Origin of the sequence: Caballeronia glebae (genome assembly GCF_001545035.1) — a bacterium.
In the GTDB taxonomy this organism is placed as follows: Bacteria; Pseudomonadota; Gammaproteobacteria; order Burkholderiales; family Burkholderiaceae; genus Caballeronia; species Caballeronia glebae.
On the sequence record NZ_FCOJ02000005.1, the window covers coordinates 126,547 to 144,570 of the forward strand.

The following is an 18,024-nucleotide window of genomic DNA, read 5'->3' on the forward strand; positions in this document are numbered from 1 at the left end:
GTGCTTGCTAAGAAGCGGGAGAAAGTCTGGAAAGGCTGGTGTAGGGCATCAAACTACGCCCGCTCCGCGCCTGCGCAACAAGGCATAAAAAATGATGGCGCCGAACGTCGCCGTCCCGATGCCGCCCAGCGCAAAACCGCCGAGCTTCAGCGTGAAATCGCCGGTGCCGAGCACGAGCGTGACGGCCGCGACGATCAGATTGCGGTTGTCCGAGAAGTTCACCTTGTTGACGACCCAGATCCGCGCGCCCGTCACCGCGATCAGCCCGAACACGACGATAGACACGCCGCCGAGAACCGGCCCTGGAATCGTCTGGATGACCGCGCCGAATTTCGGCGAGAAACCGAGGATGATGGCGAACAGCGCCGCGATCACGAATACGAGCGTCGAGTAGATCTTCGTGACGGCCATCACGCCGATGTTTTCGGCATACGTCGTCACGCCCGTGCCGCCAGCGAAACCGGAGGCGATCGTCGCCAGCCCGTCGCCGATGAACGCGCGCCCGATGTATTTATCGAGGCTCTTGCCCGTCATCGCGCCGACGGCCTTGATGTGTCCGAGATTCTCCGCAACGAGAATGATCGCGACCGGCGCGATCAGCGTCATCGCCGGGGCTTCGAACACGGGCGCGGTAAAGTGCGGCATGCCGAACCACGCGGCGTTCGCGACGATCGAAAAATCGATCGGCTTGCCCATGCCCATGCCGTTGGTCAGCGCCGCATAAATGAGGTACGCGATCGCGAGGCCGATCAGGATCAGAAGGCGCTGCGCCATCCCGCGCGCGAACACCGCGACGCCGCCCACGCACAGCACGGTAGCGAGCGCCATCCACGATTCGAAGCTGCTGCCCATCACGCCCTTCACGGCGATCGGCGCGAGATTCAGGCCGATCACGCAGACGATCGCGCCCGTGACGACCGGCGGCATCAGCGCTTCGATCCACTTCGTGCCGACCGCCGCGACGATCAGTCCGATGATCGTGTAAGCCACGCCGCACGCGATGATCCCGCCGAGCGCCACAGCAATATTCAAGTTCGGGCCGTGGCCGCCGTATCCCGTGACCGCGATCACGAGGCCGATGAACGCGAAGCTCGAACCGAGATAACTCGGCACGCGCCCGCCCACCAGCACGAAGAACAACAACGTGCCGATGCCCGACATGAAGATGCACAGATTGGGATCGAAGCCCATCAAAAGCGGCGCGAGCACGGTCGAGCCGAACATGGCGACGACGTGCTGAATGCCCATCGCGATCATCTGCGGCCAGGCGAGGCGTTCGTCGGGCGCGACGACGCGACCCTCCTGGGCGTCCGGCTGGACTGGCCAGCGCGGGAAATAGGAATCGGACATCGGCGGGGCTCCTTGGCGGCGGTGAGGCGCCGTCCGCGCGGCGCGCTCGATCTGAAAAAAATCAGGCGCGAGTGTACGGAGCGGGCTCTCGGGTGGCAAGCGAGCCGATATTACGACCGTTTGAGCGTCGCATGCCCGCGACGTGTCACACTTTTCCCGCCCTTCAGACGCCCCGCTCCAGCTCGAAAACCGCGACCGCGCTCTTCAACTGCTCGGCCTGATCGGCCATCGCGCCCGCGGCGGCGGCGGCCTGCTCGACGAGCGCCGCGTTCTGTTGCGTCACCTCGTCCATCTGCGCGACCGCGCGGTTCACCTGCTCGATGCCCGTGCTCTGCTCATGCGAGGCGGACGAAATCTGCGCCATGATGGCCGTCACGCGCTGCACGGCATGCGTGACTTCGGCCATCGTCGCGCCGGCGCGCTCGGCAAGCGCCGCGCCGCTGTCCACGCGTGCCGTGGACGCCTCGATCAGCTCCTTGATTTCCTTCGCCGACATCGCGCTGCGCTGCGCGAGCGAGCGCACTTCGCCCGCGACCACCGCGAAGCCGCGCCCTTCCTCGCCCGCGCGCGCCGCTTCCACGGCGGCGTTAAGCGCGAGAATGTTGGTCTGGAACGCGATGCCCTCGATCACGGCGATGATGTCCGTCATGCGCTTCGAGCCGGACGCCAGTTCGCGCATATTGTCCACGACCTCGCCGACGAGTTCGCTGCCGCGCGCCGACACCTCCGACGCGCCGCGCGCGAGCCCGTTCGCCTCGTCCGCGTTGCTCGCGTTCTGACGCACGGTCTGCGTGAGCTGCTCCATGCTCGACGCGGTTTCCTCCAGCGACGCCGCCTGCTCTTCCGTGCGCTGCGACAAGTCGGTGTTGCCCTGGGCAATTTCGCGCGATGCATACAGGATCGAATCGCTCGAATGCCGAATCCCGCCGACGATATCCGCGAGTTTCGCGCTCATGTTGCCGAGGCTCGCGAGCATGCTGCTGTCGTCGCCGGGACGCGTGGCGACGCGCGCCGTCAGGTCGCCGCGCGCGATGCGGTCGGCAATATCCGCCGCGTATGCCGGCTCGCCGCCGAGTTGCGCGGACAGACGCCGGCCGATCAGCACCGCGAGCAGCGCGCCCGCGACCATCGCGCCGAACACGAGCGCGAGCATGACGACGCGCATCGTTTCATATTCCGATGCCGCGTTGTTGCGCGCCTCGGTCGCGCGCGCGCGTTTGAAGTCGGCGAGACGTTCCAGCGAATCGCGGGCCGTCTCGCTCGCGGCGATCGCGCGCGCGATGAGGCCCATCTGGTCGACATCGATCGGCATGGCTTTCTTGCCCATCTGCATCAGCACGATGTCTTCCCACGCGGTGACGGACTTGCTCGCCGCATCGTAGAGCGCGATGCCTTCGGCGGAGCGCAACGTCGGGCGCATGCGCTCGAACGCGCGGTGCATGTTGTCGAGCGAGCCGGCCATGCCTTCCTTCAGCTTCTCCTTGCCGGCATCGTCGGCGAAGGTGAGATTGGCGGCGGCGAGGTCCGTGTTGAGCTTGTGCTTGTTGATTTCCTCGACCCAGTAGAGGCCGTCCATGTGACGGTCGCCGATCTCCTCGATCAAGCTGTGCATTTTCGCGAGCGAAACCACGCCGGTGGCGCCCACGCAGGCGGTAAACAGGATCACCACCGCGAAAGACAGCAACAGCTTGCTGAGCACGGACAGGCGGTCAAACCATTTCATCGATGTCTCCTCTTGCACGCCCCGCAGACGACGCCTGCGAACGGCGCGGCGCAAACTCCGATTCGCGCACAGAGGCTTTACGGCGCTCGTTTCGGGTTTCTTGAGCTCGTATGAAGGAGATAACGGCGTGGAAATGAACCGTGGAATGTGGACGAAAGACGTGTGAAAGCGAGTCTGAAAGAAATCCGTAGATTGCTGCTAAAAAGCAGACAAAGTAAGCGAATTCCTAATTGGGAATTTTCTTATTCGGGGGCGCAAGCGAGCGACGTATGCTTCTTACATGCGTGTTTCATGTAAGCGCATGTTGCAACTCTCCGATTCCCGCCCTTGGCCACCCGGCTTGGGCGGTTCTTTTTTGGGCGCCCGTTTTTGCGTCGATGCGTATTCTTCGCGCGTCGGTCGTCGCCCTTTCCCGTCGATACCAAATCGACGCCCGAGCTTCGCCCGGGCGTGTTCCGTCTTACTGCCGCACTGGCTTCTTCGCCAGCTTGCGCTGCAACGTGCGCCGATGCATGTTCAGCGCGCGCGCCGTCGCCGAAATATTGCCGTTGTTCTCCGCGAGCGCGCGTTGAATGTGCTCCCATTCGAGCCGCGCGACCGAGAGCAGCGTCGGATTCTCGATCGCTTCCTCGGCCGTCTGCTCGCTCGCCTGTTCGTGGAGGGCGGAAAGAATCGACTCGACGTTCGCCGGTTTCGCGAGGTAGTTATCCGCGCCGTCCTTCACTGCCTGCACGGCGGTCGCGATGCTCGCGTAGCCGGTCAGCACCAGAATGCGCGCGTCAGGTTGCAGGTCGCGCAGCGGCGCGACGAGGCGCAGACCGGAATCGTTGCCGAGATGCAAGTCGACCGTGACCATGCCGAATTTGTGCAGATTGGCGAGCTTCAGCGCTTCGTCGGCGTCGTGTGCCTGATGCGGCGTGAAACCGCGCCGCGTGAGGCCGCGGGCGAGAATGCCGGCAAAGACTTCGTCGTCGTCGATGATCAGAAAGTTGGTATCGCTCATAAGTTTTATTCTCCGTAATGCCGATCGCGTGCGCCTGAGTTCAAGTTCAGGCCGCGCCGCTTCGTTCAGTTTTCGCGCTTTGCCCCGGCCTCGCGACCGCGCCGCGGTTCGGCAGACGCAACACCGCGCAGGTGCCGCGCGGCTTGCCGTCGGTCAGTTCGATCGAACCGCCGAGCCGCGCCGCCGCCGCGAATGCCAGGTAAAGCCCAACGCCATGTCCGCCTTGCGTGCTGTCGACCGGCGCCGCGCCGAGCGCGCCGCGCAACGCGGGCGGAATGCCCGGGCCTCGATCGCACACGTAAAAGCGCACGTAATCCAGTTTGTCGATGGTCTCCGCCGACGCCTGCAGCGTCACCGATTCGCTGCTCGCGCGCGCGGCGTTGTCGAGCAGGATCGTGAGAATCTGCCCGACGGCGACCGCATCTTCGATCGACGCATCGGCGGGCGTCCGGTCGATCTGCGCGAATTTCACCTGCGGATGCCGCAGACGCCATTGGTCGATGAAACTCGACAACCATTCATCTAGCGCCTGGCGGCTCGACGGTCCCGTCGCGCGGCTACGCAGGCGCGCGAGCGCGGAAGTGCAAAGCGCCATTTGCTGTTCGAGCAGTTCGAAATCGGCCGCGTATGGCGCGAGATTGCGGTCGTGCGCGGCGGAGTCGCGCAATTCCTCCGACAGCATCGCGATGGTCGAAAGCGGCGTGCCCATCTCGTGCGCGACGGTCGCCGCCTGCACGCCGAGCGCGACGGCCCGTTCATCGCGAAGGTGACGTTGCTGGGCGTCGGCGAGCGCGGCGTCGCGCACACGCAGCGCCCGCGACATGCGCGCGACGAACCAGCCGATCAGCCCGACGCTCACCATGAAGTTGACCCACAGGCCGGTGCGGAAATAGTCGAAAAGATTGGCCGGATTCTCGATATTGAGCGGCACGTAGTTGAAGCTGAGCAGCGCGTAACAGGCGACGGCGAAGAGCGCGAGACAGGTCATCATCGTCCACGGCAGGACGGCGGCGGCGATCGCGAGCGACGGCAGATAAAGCGTGACGAACGGATTGGTCGCGCCGCCGGACAGGAACAGGAGCGCCGAAAGCGCCCCGAGGTCGACCAGCATTTGCCCGAACAGTTCGAGATTGCTCTCCGGCCGCGCCCGCGCGACGCGCATCCACGTGAGGCCGTTGAAGGCCATTTCCAGCGCGATGACGAGCAGCATCGCCGGCAGCGGAAGCTTGGCGCCGAAAACGATCTGCACGACGGCGATGGTCGTCAGCTGGCCGATGATCGCGAGCGAGCGAAGCCAGAAGAGATGACCGAGATTGACCCGTCCGGTATTGGTTATGCGATGCATCTGAATGAGTGCGTGACCGCGCATGCGCGCTTCGTGCGACATTATCCTGTTTGCATCCCGCCTGCGGCATCTGGCGCGATTTGTCGCACCTCGCCGCGCGAAACGGCCGCGTCACGCGATCCGCCGATCCGCTAATCCGCGCGGCTGGCTTGTGCGACGAGACAGGCTGGACACAGACAGCGCATGCCGGGCCGCAAGCGCTCGGCGGGCAACGCTGGCAACGACGCGCACCAGCAGGACGAATCGCCCGCGAGCATGCCGCAGCGAAACGCAGCGCCGCAGCGTTCGCAAACTTGCGCGCCCGGCGCTTCGGTCTCGTTCGTTTTCGGGGATGGGTTCATCATCTTGTCATCAATCTGTCGAAACGATGATCGCATGCCGGCACGCCTGCCGGAAAACGTGGCGCGAGCGCGGCAATTCGTCCTGCCGCGATGCGTCGGTCCTGTACAATTCGGCGTGTTTAAACGCTCCTCGCCTCAGTTGCCGCCATGTCCGAGCTACCCGACCTCACGCAAATCGCGCCTACCCTGAAGGCTGAAATCCTGGCCGAGGCGCTGCCCTACATCCGTCAGTATCACGGCAAGACGGTCGTGATCAAATACGGCGGCAATGCCATGACTGAAGAGCGCCTGAAGCAAGGCTTCGCGCGCGACGTCATTCTGCTGAAACTCGTCGGCATCAATCCGGTGATCGTGCACGGCGGCGGCCCGCAGATCGACCAGGCGCTGAAGAAAATCGGCAAGCAAGGCACCTTCATTCAAGGCATGCGCGTCACCGACGAAGAGACCATGGAAGTCGTCGAATGGGTGCTCGGCGGCGAGGTGCAGCAAGACATCGTCACGCTGATCAATCACTTCGGCGGCCACGCGGTCGGTCTGACCGGCAAGGACGGCGGCCTCATCCACGCGCGCAAGCTGCTGATGCCGGACCGCGATAATCCGGGCCAGTTCATCGACATCGGCCAGGTTGGCGAAGTCGAGGCGATCAACCCGGCGGTCGTGAAGGCGCTGCAGGACGACGCGTTCATTCCGGTCATCTCGCCCATCGGCTTCGGCGAAGACGGCCTCTCGTACAACATCAACGCGGATCTCGTCGCGGGCAAGCTCGCCGTCGTGCTGAACGCGGAAAAGCTCGTCATGATGACGAACATCCCCGGCGTGATGGACAAGGAAGGCAATCTGCTCACCGACCTTTCCGCGCGCGAGATCGACGCCCTGTTCGCCGACGGCACCATTTCGGGCGGCATGCTGCCGAAGATCTCATCCGCGCTCGATGCCGCGAAGAGCGGCGTGCGCTCGGTGCATATCATCGATGGCCGCATCGAACATTCGGTGTTGCTCGAAATCCTGACCGAGCAGCCGTTCGGCACGATGATCCGCTCGCATTGAGCTTTCTCCCGCTTCTCCAACGCCCGCCAATGCGCGGGCGTTTTCCCACATGACCGCGCATCGCCCGTCCCGCCAACGCCGCGTCAAGACACGCGGCCCCGTCTGGCTCTTCGATCTCGACAACACGCTGCATCACGCGTCGCACGCTGTTTTCCCGGCGATCAATCGCGGCATGACGCAGTACATCATGGATCGCCTTAACGTCGACGTCGACGAGGCGAACCGGCTGCGCGTCGGCTACACGGTGCGTTACGGCGCGACGCTGCTCGGGCTCGTGCGGCATCACGGCGTCGATCCGGCCGACTTTCTGCGCGAAGTGCACACCTTCGCCGATCTGCCGTCGATGCTGCGCGCCGAACGCGGTCTTACGCGGATGCTGCGCGCGCTGCCCGGACGCAAGATCGTGCTCACCAACGCGCCGACACTCTACGCGCGCACCGTGCTCGCGGAACTGGGCATCGCGAAGCTGTTCGAGCGCGTGATCGCGATCGAAGACATGCGCGCGGGCAACCACTGGCGCGCCAAGCCCGATGCGCCGATGCTCCGCCATGCGATGCGCCGCGCGCACGTGCGCCTTGAAGACGCGATTCTCGTCGAGGATACGCGCGGGCATCTGAAGTCTTATCGGCGGCTCGGGATTCGCACGGTGTGGATCGTCGGGCATCTGCCGGTCGCGAAAACGTCGAGCGGCGGTTTGTCAATTCGCAAGCCCGGCGCGGGGCGGCCGCATTACGTGGATCGCACGGTGCGTTCGCTGCGCGCGCTGACGCTCGGTTTGCGCGGCGGGGCCTTCAAGGGCGCGTAAGAGTCGAAATAGGCATCGCGTGAGGGTGTTCGGGGGAAGATTACTACGCGGCGCATCGACCAGCCGTTGACCGGCACGTTCCGACCACGGTCCGAGCCCGGCGCATATTCGTTACCGCGACAAAAATTGGCATGATCGAGGCACGGGTGCCGAAGCGGATCGCCTCTTTCGGATGCTAAGCTCAGCGAAGCAAAACTTACGTGTCCGGCATCGGCTTCCTGTGCCGATGCTCAGCGTGGCACATCATCGAAAGGAGCTTCACCTCATGAGTTCATCCATCCTCAAGCCGCTGCACGTCGACCTGAGTCACGCGCAATGGGGCTGGCTCGCCTATCGCGGCATTCTGGCCATTCTATTCGGCATTCTGGCGTTCGCGTGGCCAGGCGCGACGCTCGCGTCGCTTGCCATTGTGTGGGGCGCGTATGCCGTCGTGGATGGTCTGTTCGCGCTCACCTACGGCATTCGCAGCCAGTCGCGACGCTGGACCTTCGTTCTTTCCGGCGTCGTGGGCGTGGTAGCCGGTCTCGTCGCGCTGTGCTTACCGGCCCTCACCGCGATCGCCTTCGTCGCGATCATTTCCGTCTGGGCCGTCTTGACCGGCCTAACCGAAGTGACTTATGCCATTCAGCATCACGCAAGCAATAGCCATCGCGGGCTCATCGGCGTGTCCGGTCTGCTGTCCATCGCGATCGGTGTCATCGTTTTCTGTTATCCGGTCGCTGGCGCGATTTCGCTGGTCTGGCTCGTCGGCGTGTATGCCATCGCCTATGGCGTGGCCGTGCTCGCCGCCGCATACCGGCTGCGCGCGCTGCGTCACGCACACACGGTCTGACGCGAGGCCTTTGCACAGGCCATCCAGCACGCGGCCAGGCGGCGGCGTTATGACGTTTTCCGCTATACTTCACCACTAACGAGAATTTCTCGAACATGAACAGCGCGCCGATTTGCTGACTCGATTGCGGGCGCGCGAACTTCAGTGATTATTCACGGGCGTTCACTATAAATGCGGCTAAAGAGGTCGTCAGCCGCGCTCGATTCTCCAGGCAGCGCATCGCCGACACCGTTTAGCCGCTTGGTCAAAGGCGGAATGAATGGAATCGATCGGCATCGTCACTCCCCAAACACTTCGCTTCGCCGAGCCGCTCAAGATGCAGAACGGCTCGTCGCTCGGCGACTACGAACTCGTCGTCGAAACCTATGGCGAGCTGAACGCCGCGCGATCGAACGCCGTGCTCGTGTGCCACGCGTTGAACGCGTCGCATCACGTCGCGGGCATTTACGCCGATAACCCGAAAGACGTCGGCTGGTGGGACAACATGGTCGGTCCCGGCAAGCCGCTCGACACGAACCGCTTCTTCGTCATCGGCGTGAACAATCTCGGCTCGTGTTTCGGCTCGACCGGGCCGATGAGCATCGACGGCGCGACCGGAAAACCGTACGGCGCGAGCTTTCCCGTCGTCACGGTCGAGGACTGGGTGAACGCGCAGGCGCGACTCGCCGACCGCTTCGGCATCGAGCGCTTCGCGGCCGTTATGGGCGGCAGCCTCGGCGGCATGCAGGCGCTCGCGTGGAGCACGATGTATCCGGAGCGGCTCGCGCATTGCATCGTCGTGGCGTCGACGCCGAAACTGTCCGCGCAGAACATCGCGTTCAACGAAACGGCGCGCTCCGCGATCCTCTCCGATCCCGACTTCCACGGCGGCGATTACTACGCGCACGGCGTGAAGCCGCGTCGCGGCCTGCGCGTGGCGCGCATGATCGGCCACATCACGTATTTGTCGGACGACGACATGGCCGTGAAATTCGGCCGCGCGCTGCGTCGTGCCGAAGGCGCGCTCGACGCATACAACTTCAACTTCGACGTCGAGTTCGAAGTGGAATCGTATCTGCGCTATCAGGCCGACAAGTTCGCCGAATACTTCGACGCGAACACGTATCTGCTCATCACGCGCGCGCTCGATTATTTCGATCCGGCGAAAGCCTTCGAAGGCGATCTCACTAAAGCCCTCGCCAACACGCAGGCGAAATATCTCATCACCAGCTTCGCGACCGACTGGCGTTTCGCGCCCGCGCGCTCGCGCGAAATCGTGAAGGCGCTGCTCGACAACAAGCGCACGGTGAGCTACGCCGAAATCGACGCGCCGCACGGCCACGACGCCTTCCTGCTCGACGACGCGCGCTATCACAATCTCATGCGCGCCTACTACGAACGCATTGCCACGGAGATCGGCGCATGAACCAGCACACACTCGATTCCCTCGCGCTGCGCTCGGACTTTCGGGCGATCGCCCGCTGGGTCGAACCGCGCTCGACGGTGCTCGATCTCGGCTGCGGCGACGGTTCGCTGCTTTCGCTGCTCGGCGAAGAGCTCGAAGTGAAGGGCTACGGCATCGAAATCAACGATGCCGGCGTGCTGGCGTGCGCGCAAAAAGGCGTGAATGTGATCCAGCAGAATCTCGAAGACGGCCTGCGTCTGTTCGAAGACGACAGCTTCGATTTCGCGATTCTCTCGCAGACGCTGCAGACGATTCACCAGACCGCCGCGATCCTGCGCGAGACGGTGCGCGTCGGCCGACAGTGCATCGTGTCGTTTCCGAATTTCGGTTATTGGCAGCATCGGCTCGCGGTGATTCAGGGGCGCATGCCGGTGTCGAAATCGCTGCCCTTTCAGTGGCACAACACGCCGAACGTGCGCGTGCTCACGATCAAGGACTTCGAGGCGCTCGCACCGGAAGTGGGTATCGAGATTCTGGATCGCGTGGTGCTGCACGACGGGCAGTCGGTCCGTTGGGGCGCGAACTTGCGTGGTAGTCTTGCGGTCTATCGCGTGAAGCGCCGGTAACATCGACCGGCGCGTCACGCATCGACCACTGCCCGTACACGACATGCCCGACACGCCACACGAGGCGCACGATTTAACCGCTCACGAAGAACATCCCGGATGGCGCGCGTTTCTCAACAAGCGCATCCTCATTTGCGTCTTTCTCGGGTTCACATCCGGATTGCCGCTTTTCACGCTGTACAGCCTGTTGCAGGCGTGGCTCACGACCGCGCACATCAACGTGAAGGAGATCGGCCTCTTCGCGCTGATCGGGCTTCCGTACACGTGGAAGTTCGTCTGGTCGCCGCTGATGGACCGCTTCATTCCGCGCTTTCCCGGCTGGACTCCGGGCAGACGGCGCGGCTGGATGTTCGTCACGCAAGTCTTCACGATGATCGCAATCGGCTCTTTCGGGTTCTTCTCGCCTGAGCGGAATCTGTGGGCCGTCGCCGCGATCGCCGCGCTCGTCGCGTTCTTCAGCGCGAGTCAGGATATCGTCATCGACGCCTACCGCCGCGAACTGCTCGCCGACACCGAACAAGGGCTCGGCAACGCCGTGCACGTCAATGCGTACAAAGTGGCGGGACTCGTGCCGGGTTCGCTGTCGCTGATCCTCGCGACCGTCCTGCCGTGGAAGACCGTGTTTCTGATCACCGCTGCGTTCATGCTGCCGGGCATCATCATGACGCTCGTCGTCAAGGAGCCGAAGATTCACGGCGCGCCGCCGAGGAGTCTGCGCGAGGCGATCGTCGAGCCGTTTCACGAATTCGTCACGCGCGACGGCTGGCGCGCGGCGTTGCTCGTGCTCGGCTTCATCTTTCTGTACAAGCTCGGCGACACGATGGCGACCGCGCTCGCCACGAAGTTCTTCATCGACGTCGGCTTCTCGCTCGCGCAGATCGGCGTGATCGCGAAAGCAGTCGCGTTCTGGGCGAGCATCGCGGGCGGATTGCTCGGCGGGATCGCGCTCGTGAAGATCGGCATTGCGCGCGGCCTGTGGATCTTCGGCGCGCTTCAGATCATCGCGACGCTCGGCTTCGCGTGGCTCGCGAAAATCGGGCCGTCGCCGGCCGCGCTCGCCGTGCTGTACGGCTTCGAAACCTTCGCGACTGGCCTCACGCTCGCCACGTTCACCGCGTATATCGCGAGCACCACGGACCCGCGCTACACCGCGACGCAATTCGCGCTCTTCACGAGCCTCGCGGCCGTGCCACGCACCTTTGCGGCGGCGGGCAGCGGCTTCATCGTGAATGAAACGGGATGGTTTCCGTACTTCATGATCTGCGTCGCGTTGTCCATTCCGGGCATGTTACTGTTGCCCAAGATCGCGCCCTGGAGAACTCAACGATGACGGTTTCTTTCAAGCTTCGCGCCTTGGTTTGCGCATGGACATGGGCGTCGCTCGCGCCTTTGTCCGCGCAAGCCCAGGACGAACAGAAGACGCCGCCGCCGTACTCCGCACAGAGCACACAGAACAATCAGATCCGCTTCGGCAATACGGCGCTGTTTCGCAACCTGATCGCGCCCGCGACGCTCGAAGCGCAGGCCGCCGAGGAATACGCGCAGGTCATCCACGATGCCGAGCGCAACAAGACGCTGCTCCCCGATAACAACCCGCTCGTGAAACGCGTGCGCGATATCGCGAATCACGAGGTTCCTTTCGCGCTCAAATGGAACGATCGCGCGAAGAACTGGAAGTGGGAGATCAACGTCATCAAGTCGCCGGACGAGCGCATGGTGTGCCTGCCGGGTGGGAAGATCGTCGTGTACAGCGGGCTCATCGACAAGCTGCGTCTGAACGACAACGAGATCGGCATGATGATCGGCCACGAGATTGCGCACGCGTTGCGCGAACATGCGCGCGAGCGGCTCGGCCGGCAGCAGGCGGCGCAGCTTTCCTCGAACGGCATGCCGCAGCTCTTCGGCTTTTCGAATTACGCGTCGCAGCAGCCCGATATCGGCGATGAACTGCTGACGATGCGCTATTCCCCCGCCGACGAAACCGAAGCCGACGTGATCGGCAGCGAGATCGCCTCGCGCGCGGGCTACGATCCGCGCGCGGCCGTCACGTTGTGGAACAAGATCGACTCCGGCACACGGCGTGCGGATGACGGCTTCATCTGGCTGCATCCGTACGGGCCGGATCGCAGGCAGGATCTGTTGAAGCGCATGCCCGACATGATGCCGCTGTATGCGAAGGCGCTCGGCAAGACCACCGATCAGTTGCCGAATTACGCGGGAATGGGACGCTTCAAGAAGAGCGGGCGCTAGCTCACTTTTTCGCTTTCGCGATCTTCCAGTCGTAATCGATCGTGAGCGGCGCGTGGTCGCTGAACTTGATGTCCCGGAAAACCGACGTCTTCTTCGCGGTCGCGGCGACTTCCTTCGTCGCGATCTGATAGTCGATACGCCACCCGACGTTCTTCGCGTAAGCCTGGCCGCGATTGCTCCACCACGTGTACTGCTCCGGACGCTGATCGAGCGTGCGGAACACATCGACATAACCTACATCGTCGAAGAGCTTCGTGAGCCACGCGCGTTCTTCGGGCAGGCAACCCGAGTTCTTCTGATTGCTCTTCCAGTTCTTGATGTCGATTTCCTTGTGCACGATATTCACGTCGCCGCACACGATCACCTCGCGCTCTTTCGAAAGCGCGTCCAGATGCGGCATGAACTCGTCCATGAAGCGATATTTCGCCTGTTGACGCTCGTCGCCGCTGGACCCCGACGGCACATACACCGACACCACCGACAACTTCCCGAAGCGCGCTTCCACATAGCGCCCTTCCGGGTCGAACTCTTCCGAGCCGAAGCCGATGATCACGTCATCCGGCTCGTGGCGCGTATAGAGCCCCGCGCCGCTATAGCCCTTCTTCACAGCGTGCTGAAAGTAGCCCTGAAAACCGTGCGGCGCGAGAAATTCCGGCGTCAGGTCGTCCTGCGAGCATTTGATTTCCTGAACGCACACGACGTCGGATTTCTGCTCGCCGAACCAGTCGAAGAAACCTTTCTTGGCGGCCGAACGGATGCCGTTCAGATTGGCGGTGATCACGCGAAACATACGCTTCCTTTTTATTGAATATTGGGCTTACTCGACCTTCACGCCCTTGAGCGATTCCTTGGCCGGCGGGAATTCGAGCTTCATGTCCTGCATCGTGCGCAACAGCAGTTCCGCGACCATCACGTTGCGATGTGTCTTCGAATTGCCCGGAATGATGTACCACGGCGCGATTTCCGTCGACGTCGCGGCGAGCGCGTCCGCGTATGCCGCCTGATAGTCGTCCCACTCCTTACGCGCTTCGAGATCGGAGACGTCGAACTTCCAGTGTTTGGTCGGATCGTCGATGCGCGCCTGCAAGCGCTCGCGCTGCTCGTCCTTCGAAATATGCAGGAAGCATTTGACGATGGTCGTGCCGCTATCCGCGAGCAGCGATTCGAAGTCGCGAATATGCCGATAGCGCCGCTCGCACTCGTCGGCATCGATCGTTTTCAGCACGCGCGGCACGAGCACGTCTTCGTAGTGGCTTCGGTTAAAGATCGCGAATTCGCCGGCCATCGGCGCCTGCGCGTGCACGCGCCACAGGAAATCGTGCGCGGCCTCGCGCTCGGACGGCGCGCGAAACGGCACGATGCGCAGGCCGAGCGGATCGACATCGTGAAACACCGCGCGCACGGTGCCGTCCTTGCCGCTCGTGTCCATGCCTTGCAGCACCAGCAGCACGCGCTGGCGACGCTGCGCGTGGAGCTTCTCCTGAAGGTCGTCGAGTTGCACGCCGATCGCCGTGAGACGCTCGCGATCGATGTCCTTCGTGCCGCTGGAAAACGGCTTCGCGGACGGATCGATCGCGCTCAGGTCGAACGGCTTCAGCTTTTTGCCGGCGTCGACGAAAGGAACGCGAAAGTCGTCCAGTTCAGGTTTCTTTGCCATGTCTTTTTTCACCTTCGCAAATGAAAACGGGCTGCCGCCAAGTTTAATCGGCAGCAGCCCGCGAGTCTCGCACGCGCGACTCAGGCGTTCACGCCAGCTTCTTCTTCAGCAGTTCGTTGACCTGCTGCGGATTCGCCTTGCCCTTGGTCGCTTTCATCGCCTGGCCGATCAGCGCGTTAAACGCCTTCTCCTTGCCCGCGCGGAATTCCTCGACCGACTTCTGGTTCGCGGCGAGCACCTCGTCGATGATCGATTCGAGCGCGCCGGTGTCGGAGATTTGCTTCAGACCCTTCGCGTCGATGATGCGATCCGCGGCGGCGTCGTCGGTCGCCTTTTCTTCCCAGATCGTCTGGAAAATATCCTTCGCGATCTTGTTGGAAATGGTGCCGTCGGCGATGCGTTGAACGATCAGCGCGAGTTGCGCGGCCGACACCGGCGATTCGCCGATATCCAGCGATTCGCGGTTCAGTTGCGCGGAGACGTCGCCCATGATCCAGTTCGCGCCGATCTTCGCTTGAGCCGCGCCCGCTTTCTGCACGAGCGCCTCGAAGTACGACGCCATCGCCTTCGAGGACGTCAACACGCCCGCGTCATACGGCGTGAGGCCGTAGGTATCGGCGAAACGCTTCTTCATGTCCGCGGGAAGCTCGGGCAGTTCGCCCTTCACGCGCTCGATCCACGACGCATCGATGACGAGCGGCATCAGATCCGGATCGGGGAAATAGCGATAGTCATGCGCGTCTTCCTTGCTGCGCATCGAACGCGTTTCGCGCTTGTCCGGATCGTAAAGGCGCGTTTCCTGAACCACCGTGCCGCCGTCTTCGATCAGCTCGATCTGACGGCGCACTTCGTACTGAATCGCTTCTTCGAGAAAGCGGAACGAGTTCAGGTTCTTGACCTCGGCGCGCGTGCCGAATTCATTCTGGCCGACGGGACGCACCGACACATTCGCGTCGCAACGGAACGAGCCTTCCTGCATGTTGCCGTCGCAGATGCCGAGCCATACGACGAGCCCGTGCAGCGCCTTCGCATACGCGACCGCTTCCGCCGCGCTGCGCATTTCCGGCTCCGTGACGATTTCGAGCAGCGGCGTGCCCGCGCGGTTCAGGTCGATGCCCGTCATGCCCGCGAAGTCTTCGTGCAGCGACTTGCCCGCGTCCTCTTCGAGGTGCGCACGCGTCAGGTTGACGGTCTTCTCATAGGCTTCCTTGCCGGCCTTCTCGTTGGCGGGAACCTGAATGGTGATCGTCCCGCCCTGCACGACCGGAATCTCGTACTGGCTGATCTGATAGCCCTTCGGAAGATCCGGATAGAAGTAGTTCTTGCGCGCGAAGATGCTGCGCGGTGCGATGTGCGCGCCGATCGAGAGACCGAAGCGGATCGCGCGTTCGACGGCGCCGCGGTTCATCACGGGCAACACGCCGGGCAACGCGAGATCGACGGGACTCGCCTGCGAATTCGGGCTCGCGCCGAATTGCGTGGGCGCGCCCGAGAAAATCTTGGAGACGGTGGAAAGCTGCGCGTGCGTTTCCAGACCGATGACGACTTCCCACTGCATGTTCACACTCCCGATGCCGATGGTGCCTTGCGGTGCCAGTCGGTCGCGCGTTGATAGGCGTCGGCGACCTGGAGCATCCGGGCTTCGTTGAAATAGTTGCCGATGATCTGCAGACCGACCGGCCGATTCGCGTTCGCGCCCGCGCCGAAGCCGCACGGCACGCTCATGCCGGGCAGGCCCGCGAGGCTCACGGACAGCGTGTAGATATCGGCGAGATACATCTGCACGGGATCGTCGGCTTTCTCGCCGAGATTCCACGCCACCGACGGCGCGACCGGTCCCATGACGACGTCGCACTGCTTGAACGCTTCCTGAAAATCGCGCGCGATGATGCGGCGAATTTTCTGCGCCTGCAGATAGTAGGCGTCGTAATAGCCGTGCGACAGCACGTAGGTGCCGACGAGAATCCGCCGCTTCACTTCCGGCCCGAAGCCTTCCGCGCGCGACTTCTTGTACATGTCGAGCAAGTCCTTGTACTGCGCCGCGCGATGCCCGTAGCGCACGCCATCGAAGCGCGACAGGTTCGACGAAGCCTCCGCCGGCGCGATGACGTAGTACACGGGAATCGAAAGCTCGGTTTTCGGCAGCGACACTTCGACGAGCGTCGCGCCGAGCGCTTCGTATTGCTTCAGCGCGGCGTCGATGGAAGCGCGCACGTCGTCCGCCAGACCTGCGCCGAAATACTCCTTCGGCATGCCGATGCGCAGGCCTTTCAGCGGCTTGGCGGCGTCATCGCTGCCGTTCCACGTCTTGCCGAGATAGCGCGTGTAGTCTTCGTTCTCGCGTTGCAGGCTCGTGGAATCGCGCTCGTCGAAGCCGCCCATCGCGTTGAGGAGCAGCGCGCAGTCGTGCGCGGTTTGCGCCATCGGGCCGCCCTGGTCCAGCGACGACGCGAACGCGATCATTCCATAACGCGAAACGCGGCCATACGTCGGCTTGATCCCGGTGATGCCGGTAAACGACGCGGGCTGGCGAATCGAGCCGCCGGTGTCGGTGCCGGTTGCGGCGGGCGCGAGACGCGCGGCCACGGCAGCGGCCGAACCGCCCGACGAGCCGCCCGGAACCGCCGTCAGGTCCCACGGATTTTTCACCGCGCCGAAGTACGAATTCTCGTTGGACGAGCCCATCGCGAACTCGTCCATGTTGGTCTTGCCGAGCGTGACCATGCCGGCATGTTTCAGACGATCGACGACGGTCGCATCGAACGGGCTCGCGTAGTTTTCGAGCATGTGCGAACCGGCCGTCGACGTCCAGCCGCGCGTGACGAACACGTCCTTGTGCGCGATCGGCAGGCCGGTGAGCGCGCCCGCGTTGCCCTGCGCGATGAGCGCGTCGGCGGCTTTCGCTTGTTCGAGCGTGAGCCCGGCGTCGACGCCGATGAACGCGTTCAGCTCCTTGGCGGCTTCGATGCGTTGCAGATACGACTGCGCCAGTTCGACCGCGGACACTTTCTTCGAGTCGAGCGCGGCGCGCAGTTCGGTCAAGCTTTTTTGATGCATTGCAGTTTCCTGATGAGCGCGATGTGAATCGCGCGCTGACGCTGAATGTTTGATGCTTATTCGATGACTTTCGGTACGAGATAGAGCCCGTCTTGCACGGCAGGCGCGGATCGCTGGAACTCTTCGCGCTCGATACGCTCTGAGACTGCGTCGTCACGCAGACGCAGCGCGACTTCCTCGATCTGCTCGATCGGGTGCGCGAGCGGTTCGATGCCGGTCGTGTCGACGGCCTGCATCTGCTCGACGAGTCCGAAAAAGTCGTTGAGCCGCGTGAGCGTGGGCTCGGCTTCGTGGTCGGGCAATTCGAGGCGCGCGAGGTGCGCGATGCGTTTTACGTCGGTCAGGGTCAATGACATGGATTCACCGGAGAAAGCGTGGACAGCCTCAATCTCGAAAACTTTCGCTGTGACAGCCAGTTACGATCTTGATAGGAGCACTCGGAAACAGGTCTGGCGATGGCAAAAACTGCCGTCCTTTTCCTATAGATACCCGCAAATTATAAGGTATCATTACACGTTCGACTCACCTCTGGAACGGCTTGTGGGCGGCTTTCTCCCTGAATTAGCGGTTAGTGAGAAACGTTTGCGTACAGCGTTCCGTTCTG

General features: G+C 63.0%; 17 protein-coding genes. 7 read left to right on the plus strand and 10 right to left on the minus strand.

Translation table 11 applies throughout. The annotated features are described in order from the left end of the window. Positions 1-48 precede the first annotated feature (48 nt). From AWB82_RS05315 to AWB82_RS05335, 5 genes are all read right to left on the minus strand, one after another. Positions 49-1,350, minus strand: coding sequence for a solute carrier family 23 protein (locus tag AWB82_RS05315; RefSeq protein ID WP_086966108.1), 1,302 nt, complete (start codon positions 1,348-1,350; stop codon positions 49-51). 163 nt (positions 1,351-1,513) lie between these two features. Continuing rightward, positions 1,514-3,073, minus strand: coding sequence for a methyl-accepting chemotaxis protein (locus tag AWB82_RS05320; protein ID WP_086966109.1), 1,560 nt, complete (start codon positions 3,071-3,073; stop codon positions 1,514-1,516). 460 nt (positions 3,074-3,533) lie between these two features. Then, positions 3,534-4,076: a response regulator transcription factor gene (locus AWB82_RS05325; protein WP_086966110.1), complete on the minus strand. Its 543-nt coding sequence runs from the start codon at positions 4,074-4,076 to the stop codon at positions 3,534-3,536. Positions 4,077-4,122: 46 nt separating this feature from the next. Then, positions 4,123-5,421 carry an ATP-binding protein gene (locus AWB82_RS05330; RefSeq protein ID WP_086966168.1) on the minus strand — a complete coding sequence of 433 codons (1,299 nt, stop codon included), beginning with the start codon at positions 5,419-5,421 and terminating at the stop codon, positions 4,123-4,125. A gap of 131 nt (positions 5,422-5,552) precedes the next feature. Continuing rightward, the gene (locus AWB82_RS05335; protein WP_086966169.1) at positions 5,553-5,765 is read right to left on the minus strand and encodes a cysteine-rich CWC family protein; all 213 of its coding nucleotides are present in this window, start codon (positions 5,763-5,765) and stop codon (positions 5,553-5,555) included. A gap of 144 nt (positions 5,766-5,909) precedes the next feature. Between AWB82_RS05335 and argB the strand changes: the two genes are divergently transcribed. From argB to AWB82_RS05370, 7 genes are all read left to right on the plus strand, one after another. After that, on the plus strand, positions 5,910-6,809 hold the full coding sequence (gene argB / locus AWB82_RS05340; RefSeq protein WP_014190130.1) for an acetylglutamate kinase: 900 nt from the start codon (positions 5,910-5,912) through the stop codon (positions 6,807-6,809). A gap of 49 nt (positions 6,810-6,858) precedes the next feature. Continuing rightward, positions 6,859-7,614, plus strand: coding sequence for a pyrimidine 5'-nucleotidase (locus tag AWB82_RS05345; protein ID WP_086966111.1), 756 nt, complete (start codon positions 6,859-6,861; stop codon positions 7,612-7,614). Between the two features lie 265 nt (positions 7,615-7,879). Further along, the gene (locus tag AWB82_RS05350) at positions 7,880-8,446 is read left to right on the plus strand and encodes an HdeD family acid-resistance protein (RefSeq protein ID WP_159462557.1); all 567 of its coding nucleotides are present in this window, start codon (positions 7,880-7,882) and stop codon (positions 8,444-8,446) included. Positions 8,447-8,705: 259 nt separating this feature from the next. Further along, on the plus strand, positions 8,706-9,851 hold the full coding sequence (metX, locus tag AWB82_RS05355; RefSeq protein WP_086966113.1) for a homoserine O-succinyltransferase MetX: 1,146 nt from the start codon (positions 8,706-8,708) through the stop codon (positions 9,849-9,851). Beyond that, on the plus strand, positions 9,848-10,456 hold the full coding sequence (gene metW / locus AWB82_RS05360) for a methionine biosynthesis protein MetW (protein WP_086966114.1): 609 nt from the start codon (positions 9,848-9,850) through the stop codon (positions 10,454-10,456). The genes metX and metW overlap by 4 nt, the downstream gene beginning before the upstream one ends. A gap of 43 nt (positions 10,457-10,499) precedes the next feature. Next, the gene (locus AWB82_RS05365; RefSeq protein WP_086966115.1) at positions 10,500-11,786 is read left to right on the plus strand and encodes an AmpG family muropeptide MFS transporter; all 1,287 of its coding nucleotides are present in this window, start codon (positions 10,500-10,502) and stop codon (positions 11,784-11,786) included. Beyond that, complete coding sequence (locus tag AWB82_RS05370) at positions 11,783-12,706, plus strand: M48 family metallopeptidase (protein ID WP_086966116.1); 924 nt, start codon at positions 11,783-11,785, stop codon at positions 12,704-12,706. The genes AWB82_RS05365 and AWB82_RS05370 overlap by 4 nt, the downstream gene beginning before the upstream one ends. Position 12,707: 1 nt before the next feature. Here the strand turns inward: AWB82_RS05370 and AWB82_RS05375 are convergent, their stop codons facing one another. From AWB82_RS05375 to gatC, 5 genes are all read right to left on the minus strand, one after another. Next, positions 12,708-13,496 carry an exodeoxyribonuclease III gene (locus AWB82_RS05375; RefSeq protein WP_086966117.1) on the minus strand — a complete coding sequence of 263 codons (789 nt, stop codon included), beginning with the start codon at positions 13,494-13,496 and terminating at the stop codon, positions 12,708-12,710. 27 nt (positions 13,497-13,523) lie between these two features. Further along, positions 13,524-14,363 (minus strand): PPK2 family polyphosphate kinase, encoded by an 840-nt coding sequence (locus tag AWB82_RS05380; RefSeq protein ID WP_086966118.1) that lies wholly within the window; start codon positions 14,361-14,363, stop codon positions 13,524-13,526. 88 nt (positions 14,364-14,451) lie between these two features. After that, a complete protein-coding gene (gene gatB / locus AWB82_RS05385) occupies positions 14,452-15,921 on the minus strand; it encodes an Asp-tRNA(Asn)/Glu-tRNA(Gln) amidotransferase subunit GatB (protein WP_086966119.1) in 1,470 nt (489 codons plus the stop codon). 2 nt (positions 15,922-15,923) lie between these two features. Continuing rightward, on the minus strand, positions 15,924-17,420 hold the full coding sequence (gatA, locus tag AWB82_RS05390) for an Asp-tRNA(Asn)/Glu-tRNA(Gln) amidotransferase subunit GatA (protein ID WP_086966120.1): 1,497 nt from the start codon (positions 17,418-17,420) through the stop codon (positions 15,924-15,926). 56 nt (positions 17,421-17,476) lie between these two features. Then, entirely contained in the window at positions 17,477-17,776 is a 300-nt protein-coding gene (gatC, locus tag AWB82_RS05395) for an Asp-tRNA(Asn)/Glu-tRNA(Gln) amidotransferase subunit GatC (RefSeq protein WP_086966121.1), read from the minus strand. Positions 17,777-18,024: the final 248 nt, after the last annotated feature.

What these genes read in the sequence shown, in the direction of transcription:
- AWB82_RS05315 (WP_086966108.1), bottom strand. Translation starts at nt 1,350, where the DNA reads ATGTCCGATTCCTATTTCCCGCGCTGGCCAGTCCAGCCGGACGCCCAG.
- AWB82_RS05320 (WP_086966109.1), bottom strand. Translation starts at nt 3,073, where the DNA reads ATGAAATGGTTTGACCGCCTGTCCGTGCTCAGCAAGCTGTTGCTGTCT.
- AWB82_RS05325 (WP_086966110.1), bottom strand. Translation starts at nt 4,076, where the DNA reads ATGAGCGATACCAACTTTCTGATCATCGACGACGACGAAGTCTTTGCC.
- AWB82_RS05330 (WP_086966168.1), bottom strand. Translation starts at nt 5,421, where the DNA reads ATGCATCGCATAACCAATACCGGACGGGTCAATCTCGGTCATCTCTTC.
- AWB82_RS05335 (WP_086966169.1), bottom strand. Translation starts at nt 5,765, where the DNA reads ATGATGAACCCATCCCCGAAAACGAACGAGACCGAAGCGCCGGGCGCG.
- argB (WP_014190130.1), top strand. Translation starts at nt 5,910, where the DNA reads ATGTCCGAGCTACCCGACCTCACGCAAATCGCGCCTACCCTGAAGGCT.
- AWB82_RS05345 (WP_086966111.1), top strand. Translation starts at nt 6,859, where the DNA reads ATGACCGCGCATCGCCCGTCCCGCCAACGCCGCGTCAAGACACGCGGC.
- AWB82_RS05350 (WP_159462557.1), top strand. Translation starts at nt 7,880, where the DNA reads ATGAGTTCATCCATCCTCAAGCCGCTGCACGTCGACCTGAGTCACGCG.
- metX (WP_086966113.1), top strand. Translation starts at nt 8,706, where the DNA reads ATGGAATCGATCGGCATCGTCACTCCCCAAACACTTCGCTTCGCCGAG.
- metW (WP_086966114.1), top strand. Translation starts at nt 9,848, where the DNA reads ATGAACCAGCACACACTCGATTCCCTCGCGCTGCGCTCGGACTTTCGG.
- AWB82_RS05365 (WP_086966115.1), top strand. Translation starts at nt 10,500, where the DNA reads ATGCCCGACACGCCACACGAGGCGCACGATTTAACCGCTCACGAAGAA.
- AWB82_RS05370 (WP_086966116.1), top strand. Translation starts at nt 11,783, where the DNA reads ATGACGGTTTCTTTCAAGCTTCGCGCCTTGGTTTGCGCATGGACATGG.
- AWB82_RS05375 (WP_086966117.1), bottom strand. Translation starts at nt 13,496, where the DNA reads ATGTTTCGCGTGATCACCGCCAATCTGAACGGCATCCGTTCGGCCGCC.
- AWB82_RS05380 (WP_086966118.1), bottom strand. Translation starts at nt 14,363, where the DNA reads ATGGCAAAGAAACCTGAACTGGACGACTTTCGCGTTCCTTTCGTCGAC.
- gatB (WP_086966119.1), bottom strand. Translation starts at nt 15,921, where the DNA reads ATGCAGTGGGAAGTCGTCATCGGTCTGGAAACGCACGCGCAGCTTTCC.
- gatA (WP_086966120.1), bottom strand. Translation starts at nt 17,420, where the DNA reads ATGCATCAAAAAAGCTTGACCGAACTGCGCGCCGCGCTCGACTCGAAG.
- gatC (WP_086966121.1), bottom strand. Translation starts at nt 17,776, where the DNA reads ATGTCATTGACCCTGACCGACGTAAAACGCATCGCGCACCTCGCGCGC.